General features: G+C 69.7%; 7 protein-coding genes. 1 reads left to right on the top strand and 6 read right to left on the bottom strand.

Annotated elements, in window-relative coordinates; genetic code table 11:
• Nucleotides 1-38: 38 nt before the first annotated feature.
• From VFS34_03020 to VFS34_02995, 6 genes are all read right to left on the bottom strand, one after another.
• Entirely contained in the window at nucleotides 39-2,702 is a 2,664-nt protein-coding gene (locus VFS34_03020; GenBank protein ID HET9793409.1) for an ABC transporter permease, read from the bottom strand.
• On the bottom strand, nucleotides 2,699-3,058 hold the full coding sequence (locus VFS34_03015) for a PadR family transcriptional regulator (protein HET9793408.1): 360 nt from the start codon (nucleotides 3,056-3,058) through the stop codon (nucleotides 2,699-2,701). The genes VFS34_03020 and VFS34_03015 overlap by 4 nt, the downstream gene beginning before the upstream one ends.
• A gap of 249 nt (nucleotides 3,059-3,307) precedes the next feature.
• Nucleotides 3,308-4,642 (bottom strand): EAL domain-containing protein, encoded by a 1,335-nt coding sequence (locus tag VFS34_03010; protein ID HET9793407.1) that lies wholly within the window; start codon nucleotides 4,640-4,642, stop codon nucleotides 3,308-3,310.
• Nucleotides 4,639-5,022 (bottom strand): response regulator, encoded by a 384-nt coding sequence (locus VFS34_03005; protein ID HET9793406.1) that lies wholly within the window; start codon nucleotides 5,020-5,022, stop codon nucleotides 4,639-4,641. Before VFS34_03005 ends, VFS34_03010 begins: the two co-directional genes overlap by 4 nt.
• The gene (locus tag VFS34_03000) at nucleotides 5,019-7,331 is read right to left on the bottom strand and encodes a response regulator (protein ID HET9793405.1); all 2,313 of its coding nucleotides are present in this window, start codon (nucleotides 7,329-7,331) and stop codon (nucleotides 5,019-5,021) included. Before VFS34_03000 ends, VFS34_03005 begins: the two co-directional genes overlap by 4 nt.
• Entirely contained in the window at nucleotides 7,328-8,851 is a 1,524-nt protein-coding gene (locus tag VFS34_02995; GenBank protein HET9793404.1) for an ABC transporter substrate-binding protein, read from the bottom strand. The genes VFS34_03000 and VFS34_02995 overlap by 4 nt, the downstream gene beginning before the upstream one ends.
• Before the next feature lie 99 nt (nucleotides 8,852-8,950).
• On the opposite strand from VFS34_02995, the gene VFS34_02990 reads away from it, so the two are divergent.
• A partial coding sequence (locus tag VFS34_02990; GenBank protein ID HET9793403.1) for an ABC transporter substrate-binding protein occupies nucleotides 8,951-9,930 on the top strand: 980 nt, incomplete at its 3' end.

The raw sequence follows: 9,930 nt of genomic DNA, 5'->3' as shown, positions 1-9,930 counted from the left end.
GGCGAGACGCGCCCGTATTCGCTCGATGTATCGCCGCGTCAGCTGCGCAAGGCGACCATGGGGTCGACCCGCACGGCCCTCCGCCCCGGCACCAGACACGCCACCGCTGCCGTCGCCACGAGCGCGGCGGAGACGAGCAGGAAGGTCGGCAGATCGGTGGGCGCCACGGTATAGAGGAGGGCCGACAGCACCCGGGCGAACGCGAACGCTCCGGCGAGGCCGATGGCGAGTCCGATGAACACCGGACGCATCCCCTGGCGCAGAACCATCCCGAGGACGTCGCGCTTCGAGGCGCCGAGCGCCATGCGGATGCCGATTTCCCGCGTGCGCTGGCCGACCGAGAAGGCCGTCACCGCACCGATGCCGGCGGCGGCGATCGCGAGGGCGAGGAGCGCGAACCCCGTGAAGAGCGTGGTCGTCAGGCGCGGGGAGTCGAGAGAGCTGTGCTTGAGGCGCTCGAGGGTGTGCACGTCGCTCACCGGCGCCGTCCTGTCGAGTTCATGGACGGCGGCCACGAGCTGCCGCGAGAGACGCTCCGGATCGGAGGACGCGCGGACGAGGACCCGCATCGTGTTCCCGCCTCCCTGCACGTAGGGAACGTAGGCTTCCTCGCCGGCGGGCTTGTCGAGCCCGAACTGCTTGACGTCCCCGACGACGCCGACGATCTCGCGCCAATCGACCGGCGGGCCGCCGATATTGATCCGGTGGCCGAGGGCAGCGGCCTCGCTTCCGAAGTAGCGGCGGGCGAACGCGGCGTTGACGACCACGACGAGATGCGCATCGCGCGCGTCCGGCATTTCGTGATCCGTGAACGCGCGCCCGCGGAGCAGCGGAATCCCGACCACCCGGAAGAATGCCGGCCCGACGACCTGCGGATACACCTGCGGCGCCGCCTGCCCGGCCGGCGTGGGACGCCCTTCGATCTCCATGTCCGAATTGAAGGGGGTGCCGCCGGAAAACGGGAACGCGGAGGCGACCGCCGCCTCGCGAACGCCCGGGAATCCGGAGACCTTCTCGAGGAGCCGGTCGTAGAGCGCCCGGGACTGTTCCGGTTTCGTGTAACGGGACCAGTCGAGCGAGACGCGCGCGGTCAGGACGTTCTCGGGCGCGAAACCCGGATCGACCCGCGAGAGCCGGATGAGGCTCTTGACGAGGAGGCCGGCCGCGACGAGGAGCACGAGCGAGACGGCGACCTGGGGGATGACGAGCAGACCGTTGCCGCGCCGCCCTCCGGCGACGGTCCGCCCTTCGTCGGATTCCTTGAGCGCGCCGGCGAGGTCGCGCATGCCGCGAAGCCCGGGAAACGCGCCGAAGGCGATTCCGGTGACGAGCGAGACGGCGACGGTGAAGAGCAGGACGCGGCCGTCGACCGAGATCTCGGCGGCGCGCGGGGTGAAGCGTCCGGCGAACGACACGAGGAAATGCCGGCTGACGAGCGCGATGCCGAGGCCGAGGGCGCCCCCGGCGAGCGCGATCATCGTGCTCTCCGTCACGAGCTGCCGGAGGATCCGCGCCCGGCCCGCGCCGATCGCGGCTCGGACCGCGAGCTCGCGGCGGCGCCGCGAGAGGCGGGCGAGGGTGAGGTTCGCGACGTTGGCGCAGGCGATCAGCAGCACGAATCCGGCGGTCGCCAGCAGAGCGACGAACGTGAGGCGGGCGTTGCGGGTGAGATCGTCCCGGAGGGGACTCGCGTCGAACGTCGACCGGGCGCCGGCGGGATACGCGTCGGGGTAGCGCGTCCGGAGCCGGGCGGCGATCACCCCGAGCTCCCGGCGGGCCTGCTCGGTCGTCGAGCCGATGCGCCGCCGCGCGAAGACCGTGAGCCCGCGTCCCCCGCGGTTTTCGTCCCATCCCTTTCGGGCGCGGAACGGGCAGGCCGAGACCGGCATGTAGACGTCGTTCTCGTCCGGGTATTGCGGGAGGGCCGGGAGCACGCCGACGACGGTGTGGACCCGGTCGTTCATCTCGAAGGCTTTCCCGACGATCGCGGGATCGCCGCCCAGCGTGTTCTGCCAGAAGTCGTGCGAGAGGACGAGGACGGGGGGAGCGCCGTGCCCGTCCTCGCCCGCGCGGAACGTCCGCCCGAGGGCCGGCCGCACGCCGAGCAGGTCGAAGAACGACGCCGAGACGACGCCGGTTCGCACGCGAATCGGATCGCCGTGGCCGAGCAGGGTGAACTCCATCGAGTGGTATTCGGCGATCGAATCGAGGGTGCGGCTCTGCTCCGCGAGATCGCGGACTTCGGGCGGGGAGAATTGCGCGTCCTCGACCCCGGCTCCCGGCGCGGGCTGGTGGAGCAGGAGGAGCCGGTTCTCGTGCGTGAAGGGGAGCGGGCGGAGGAGGATCGCGTTGACCGCCGAGAAAAATGCCGCGTTGACGCCGATCCCGAGCGCCAGCGTCGCGATCGCGACGGCGGCGGAGCCCGGACTCCGGCGGATCATCCGGGCGCCGTAGCGAAAGTCCTGCGCGAGCGTTTCGAAGAGCGGAAGCCCGCGCGCGTCGCGGCACGACTCCCGGACCTGGATCCGTCCTCCGAATTCCGCGAGGGCGCGCCGACGGGACTCCTCCGGCGGCGTGCCGCTCTCGGTGAGCTGCGCCGTCCGCATGTCGACGTGGAACGCGAGCTCCCGCTCGGCCTCGGCGTCCAGCTGGTCCCGCCGCGCGACGCGGCCGATCCGGCGAAACAGCGTCCGGGGATTCATGAGCCCTCCTGTCCGGCGAGCCGGAGCACGCGGCCGACGGCCGCCGACAGCCTCTCCCAGTTCTCCGTCTCGACCGCGAGCCGCCGCTGTCCCGAGGGGGTGAGCGAGTAGAACTTCGCCTGCCGGTTGTTTTCGGAAACCCCCCACCGAGCCTCGAGCCAGCCCGCGACCTCGAGCCGCGCGAGGGCCGGATAGAGCGATCCCTGGTTCACCTGCAGCACGTCCCGGGAGATCTGCTGGATGCGCTGGGAGATCCCCCACCCGTGCATCGCTCCGAGGGAGAGCGTCCTCAGGATCAGCAGGTCGAGTGTCCCCTGCAGCAGGTCGGACTTCGGCTCGGTCTTGTTCCTGGCCATTCGGTTCCTCACTCTCCTAGACGTTCGACAAGAGGAAAGGTTTCATGTTTTCTTGTCGAATGTCAACAGGAGTCGCGGGAGGACGGACCCGAGTCGCGAGTCGTCGAGTGGCCAGTCGAGACAGGGGGAGGGGGGACGAGCAGCGACGGACGGGCCAGATCCCGGAAAAGGCAGACGATTCGGGGCCGGTCCATCTCCGACCCGCGACTTTCGACTCGAGACCCGGGACTTTCCCTCGACCGGCCGCCGTCAGGCGGTCTTGACGTGCTTCATCGCCTCCGCCAGCGCCGTGGGCCGTGCGAGATGGAAGCCCTGCCCGAGCGGGACGCCGAGCTCGATCAGCGTGTCGAGCTCCTCTTCCGTCTCGATCCCCTCGGCGATCACGTGCGTGTGGGTCTTCTTCGCGAACGTCAGCATCGCGTCGAGGAGGTCGCGTTTGATCCGGTGGTTCTGGATCTCGTGGACGAAGACGCTGTCGAACTTCAGGTAATCGGGCTGGATTTCGGCGAGCGAGGAGAAGGAGGCGTAGCCGGTTCCCATGTCGTCGACGGCGATCAGGAACCCTTCGCCGCGAAGCTCCTGGAGCACCTTCGTGAAGAGCGCGTGGTGGAGGGCGTACGTCCGCTCGGTGATCTCGACGACGACCCGGGAGGGCTCGAATCCTCCCTCGCGGACCTGCCGGACGAACGTCCCGTCGAGGAACTCGTCGTCGGTCGCCGCCGCGGGGGAGAGGTTGACGAAGAGGAGCTGTTCCGGCGTGATCGCGCCGGCCTCTTCCATGATCCGCCGCCGGCAGACGCGCTCGAGCGGGAGGAGGAGATCGGCGCGCTCCGCGAAGGCGAAGAGCGTCTCGCCCGTCTCGAACCCGCTGCCCGGCGGGCCCCACGAGAGCGCCTCGAAGGCGAAGACGCGTCCCGTCGCGAGCTCGAAAATCGGCTGGAAGACCGGCGTGATGCGGGATTCGGCGATGATCCGGCGGAGGAGATCGGACCCGCGAAGCTCGGCGCGAGCCGTGCGGTCGTCCACCTCGCTCCGGGCCTCGCGGATGCCGCGATAGACGAGCCGTTCCACCCGGACCTTCGGATCGGCGAAGATGACCGAGGCGCCGACGTAGTTCCGGAACCGGTCGGCGGACGGCAGACGCTGCGCGAAGAACTTCTTCACGTAGTGGTCGAGCCGCTCGGCCCGTTCCGCCAGCCATTCCGCGGGGGAACCCGAGGCGATGCGCTCCGGCTCGAGCGGGAGAAAGAGGAAGACCTCGTCCGCGCGGACGCCCGGCACGCAGAGGAGCCCCTCCGGAACGACGCCGTTGCCGCGGTCGAGCCGCAGCGTCCGGATGAACTCGACGACCAGCCGGTCGTAGGCCTGCCATCCCCACGATTCCTCGAGCTGGCGCTCGGCATAGAGCGAGAGCGTGAAGACGCCGAGAGGCATTCCGCCCTCGAGCTGGCGGCGGAGGTCGTCGACGATCCCCGCGAGCGTGGGAAGTCCGGTCTCCGGGTCGTTGAGGCGGGAGCGGTACTGCAGCCATTCGGCGCGGAGACGCCCGGCTTCCTCGCGATCGAAATCGGCGGGCGAGTTCATGCCTGCCTCCCGAGGATCGAGCGGACTTCCGCGACGACCTCGGCGGGGGAGAAGGGCTTCTCGACGTAGGAGACCGCGCCTTCCTGGAGCCCGATGATCTTGTCCCGCCCTTCCGTCCGCGCCGAGATCATCGCGACGGGGATCCGCGAGGTGCGCTCCTCCACCTTGAGCGCCCGCAGGACCTGCCAGCCGTCCATCTCCGGCATCATGACGTCGAGGAGAATCACGTCGGGCACCTCGTCGTAAGCGAGCGTGAGCGCGCTCGGCCCGTCGGAGGCGACCAGCGTCCGGAAGCCCTCGGTCTCGAAGACGACGGTGAGGAGGTCGAGGACGTCGTCTTCGTCGTCGACGATCAGGATGCAGGGGGGGCCGGCGGTCACGGCGCCGCCTCCGCGGGGGGCGGGCCGCCGAGCGCGGAGCGGATCTCCGCGATGAGGCGATCGAGGCCGGCGGTCTTGCCGAGGTAGCCTCGGACTCCGAACCGCAGGCCTTCGGCGACGTCTTCCGGACTCTCGCGGGCGCTCAGGACGATCACGGGAACATCGGCGAGGGCGGATTCGCGCAGCCGGCGGAGCACCTCCCAGCCGGTCATTCCGGGCATCATAACATCCAGGAGAATGAGGTCCGGGCGGTCCCGGGCGCCGATCGCGAGCGCTTCGGCGCCCGACGCGGCCTCGATCGTCCGGTAGCCGCGCGCCGAGAGAACCGTCGAGAGAAAGGACGTCACGTCGGGCTCGTCGTCGACGACGAGGATCGTGGCGCCTGCCGGGTCGCGGCGCGAGAGGGCGGTCTCGACCGCCTCTACGAGCACGGCACCCTCGACCGGCTTCATGAGGTAGTCGCGGGCGCCGAGGCGGAACCCTTCCGGCTTCTCGTTGACGACGGTGACGAGGAGCGTGGGAATCGCGTGGGTCGCGGGGTCCGCCTTCAGCGCCTGCAGCACGTCGAACCCGTTGCGGTCCGGGAGGAAGACGTCGAGGAGGATCAGGTCCGGACGCTCCGAGCGCGCCATCGCGAGTCCCTGGTCGGCGGTCGCCGCGGTGACGACCTCCCGGCCTTCTCCCCGGAGCGCGTCGACCAGATACGAGAGGAAATCCGCGTCGTCGTCGATCGCGAGGATCCGGACCGGCCGGGAATCGCGGACCGCCTCGCCCGACGGCAGCGCCGGCTGCGCCGCGCGCGGGGCCGCGACGGGCAGCGCGAACCGGAAGACGGTTCCCCCGCCGGCGCGGTCCTCCACCGAGATCTCGACCCGGTGGGCGTCGAGAATCGACTTCACGATCGCCAGGCCCAGTCCGACGCCGCCGAAGCGACGGGCCGCGCCCGCTTCGACCTGGTAGAACTTCGCGAAGATCCGCTCCCGCTCCGGTCCGGCGATCCCGATTCCGCTGTCGGCGACCGAGAGCCGGACCTCGCGGCCCGCCGGGTCCGGCTCCGCGGAGACCCAGATGCGGCCGCCGGGGGGCGTGAACTTGATCGCGTTGACGACGAGATTCTCGAAGACCTGGACGAGCCGGTCGCGGTCGCCGACGACGGCAGGGAGCGGCTCGGCGATCGCCGACTCGAGCACGACCTTCTTCTTTCGCACCTCGGCTTCGAGGGAAGCGAGCGTCTGGCGCAGGACGACGTCGAGCCGGAAGGGGGCGGGGTTGATCGCGACGCGGCCGAGCTCCATGCGCGAGAAGTCGAGCAGCATGTTGATGTTCTTGTTGAGCCGGTCGATGTTCCGGAGGCAGATCGAGAGGGCACGCCCCTGTTCGGCGCTCACGGGGCCCAGGTTGCCGTCGCTCATGAACTCGACGTACCCGCGGATCGCCGAGAGCGGCGTCCTCAGCTCGTGGCTCACGTTGGCGAGGAGGTCGGTCTTCAGCCGGTCCAGCGTCTTCAGCTCTTCGTTCGCGGTCTCGAGCTTCTGCACGTGCTCCTCGAGACGGGTCGCCATCCTTTCGAACGTCTCCGAGAGCTCCTGGATCTCGAGGGAACCGGACGGCCCGGCGATCTCGCGATGCCGCCCCTCTTCGAACGAGCGGACGCGCCGGGTCAGATCCTCGATCGGCCGGGCGACGCGCGTCCCGAGGCCGCGCGCGACGAGCGCCATGATGATGAGCGATCCGGAGAGCAGGGCCGCGACCGGGAGAGCGGCGGCGCGCATCGCGGCGTCGAGCGAACGGTACGTGAAGACGTACACGACCGAGTACGGGTGACGTCCCCATTCTTCGATGTAGGGAGAGACGACCATGAGGAGATCGCCGAGGCGCGGGTCGCGCGCCCGGAAGACCTGCGGATTCAGCTCGGCCGTCGCGTCCACGAGACGCGGGTCTTCGATGCGGCGCGAGGGGCGGTCGGTCTGGAGGTTGTAGTCCGTGCTCTCGGACGAATCGTAGAGGACTTCGCCGGCGACCGAGAGGATGAGCAGGCGATGGACGTCGGGGTTCCATGCCATCGTCCGCCGGACGATCTCGCGGAACTTGTACGAGCCCGAGTGGTAGTAGACGCGGTACTGCTGGCAGATCTGGTCGTTCGTCGTCTCGGCGAACATCAGCGCCGTCTGCTCGAGGAGCTGCTTCTGGTCCCGGGACCGGACGACGATCATGGTGGCGGCGACGAGGATCAGGAGGATGCCCGTCACGCTCAAGAGCACCAGCTCGAACCTCCTCTTGAGGGGGCGGCTCCGGCGTTCCGCGCTCACCGCAGCCGAACCTCCGGAAGGAAGATCTCGCCGTCGGCCCGCGGCTCCCACGCGACGTCGGTCGTGAGCACGTAGCGGTCTTCCTGGACGTAGAGGGGGATGTACGGAAGGTCCGCGACCGCAATCGCCATCGCGCGCTTCTCCAGATCGACGCGGGCGCCGGGGTCGATCGTCGCGACGAGCTGCTCGATCAGCCGGTCGAGCTCCGGGTTGGAGTAGCCGGTTCCGTTGTCCCTTCCGAGCGCGCCCGCCGATCCGCGGGTGTGGAGAGACGATTCGAAGAGCTCGGCCGATTCGCCGGAGGTGCAGACCCAGCCCGTGAGGTGGAACTGGGAAACACCCTTGTCGATCCGGTCGAAGAACTCCTCTTTCGGCCAGAATTTCGGGGTCACGCGGATGGCGGCCGCTCCCGCCTGGCGCACGAGGTTCTGGACGAGCGGCGTCGCGGTCTCGGCCTGGATGTCGAGAGCGAGATCGAGGCCGTCCGGATGGCCCGCTTCGGCGAGGAGGGCGCGCGCGCGCGCCGGGTCGTGCGGAGGGAGCGGGATCGCCGGGTTGTATCCGATGACGTCCGGCGGCACGAATTGCGAGGCCGGGAATCCGTGGTTGGAGGCGCCCTCGCGGAGAAGCTCCTTCAGGTCGATCGCGAGCCGGATCGCCTCGCGAACGCGCCGGTCGGCGAGCGGATTGTCCGGGCGCGGCGCGACGTTGACGCCGAGGTAGGAGACCGTCAGGCTCGGGCGGGCGATCAGCCGGAGATCCCGGTCGGAGCGGTGCTGCTCCCACCCCTGGCGCGGCCCTTCGAGGAGCACGGTCGGATGCTCGCGGGCGACGAGGGTCCAGCGCGCCTCCGGCTTTTCGACGGAACGGAACGCGGCGCGCGCGACCGCGGGGGCGCCGCCCCAGTACCCGTTCCACGCCCCGACTTCGACGCGGTCCCCCGGTTTCCACGCGAGGAAACGGTAGGGCCCCGTTCCCACGGGGTGCCGGAAGAACTCGGCATCGCCCTCGCGGGCCATCCGCCGGGCAGGGAGGATGTAGACGAAGGAGAGCCGCGCCAGCAGCGGGGTCGGCTGCTCCGTCTGGATCTGGACGGTCTCCGGATCGGGAGCGTCGATCGCCCGGACACCCGACAGGAAAGGGAAGAGCTCCGATTCGGGGTGGGCGAGGACGCGGCGAAGCGTGAAGACGACGTCCTCGGAGGTGAGCGGCACGCCGTCGTGGAAGCGCACCCCCGGCCGGAGATGGAGGAGCCACGTGCGGTCGGTCGGATTCTCCCAGCGGACGGCGAGCGATGGCTGGAGCGTCATGTGCCGGTCGAAGCGGAAGAGAGGATCGAAGATGTTCATGGCGACGATGTCGTTGACGACCTCGAACGAGCGGTTCGGGTCGAGCGTGGTGATGTCGGAGCTCTGAACGACCGCGAGGACGCGCGTTTCGGCATGCGGGGCGCAGCCGACGGCGCAAAGCAGCACGACCGGCGCGAGGACGCGAGCGGTCCAGGAAAACGTCGATTTCATCGGGCCGTTCCGGTGGCCGGGAGTATAGCACCCGGTTTTCGCGCGTCCCGCGGGTGTAGAATCGCGCCCGTCAGCTCAGAGAAGCAGCCGAGAAACCCCATGAAGAGGTACCGGTGGGCGCCGATTCTCGCGCTCACGATCGCGTCGGCGACGTGTTCACGGCCGACCCGTCCCGCGGCTTCGCACCTCGCGATCGGACAGCTCACGTCCGCGACGACGCTCGACCCGCACCGCCAGGACGACGAACGCACGTACTCGACGCTCGACCACTTCTACAACAAGCTCGTCGGCTTCGGGCCGGAGATGCAAATCGTTCCCGAGCTCGCCGTCCGGTGGGAGAACCTCTCCGACGACGAATGGAGATTCCACCTGCGGCGCGGCGTCGTGTTCCACGACGGACGCCCGTTCGGAGCGGAGGACGTGCGGGCGTCGATCCGCCGCGCGCAGACGCTCCCCGGGTCGATGGACGGGTATTACGTGCAGTCGATCCGCGAGGTGCGCGTCGTCGACGATGCGACGGTCGTGCTGATCACCCGGGACCCCAGCCCCGTGCTCCTGAACAAGCTCGTCTTCATCGCGATCGTTCCCCGCGATACTCCCGACGCGCCGATCCGCCACCCCGTCGGAACCGGCCCCTACCGGTTCGTCGGGGGAGCGGCCGGCCAGACGATCGAGGCGCGCCGGTTCGAATCGTTCTGGGGGCCCCGTCCGGCGTTCGACCGGGTCTGGATCGTCCCGCTCCCCGGCGCGGGAGAAAGGGCACGGGCCCTCCCGGACGGGAAGGTCGACGTCGTCGGGCGGTTCCCGGAGGAATTCTGGGACTGGGCCTCGACCCGCAAGTCGATCCGTCTCATCTCGCGTCAGGGGATCACCGAGGTGCTCCTCGGCTTCTCGCTCAAGCCGGGAAGTCCGTTCGCGGACGCGCGGGTCCGCGAAGCCGTCTCGCTGTCGATCGACCGGCGGGAGATCGCCGCGGCGGGATTCAAGGGGCTCGCGGCGCCTCTGGATCAGCTCGTGCCGTCGACCGTGTTCGGCTACTCCAACCGTCTTCCTCCGATGCCGTTCGACCCCGCCGGGGG

The sequence above is a fragment of the Thermoanaerobaculia bacterium genome, assembly GCA_035717485.1.
In the GTDB taxonomy this organism is placed as follows: Bacteria; Acidobacteriota; Thermoanaerobaculia; order UBA5066; family DATFVB01; genus DATFVB01.
This window is presented reverse-complemented; position numbering and strand designations above follow the sequence as displayed.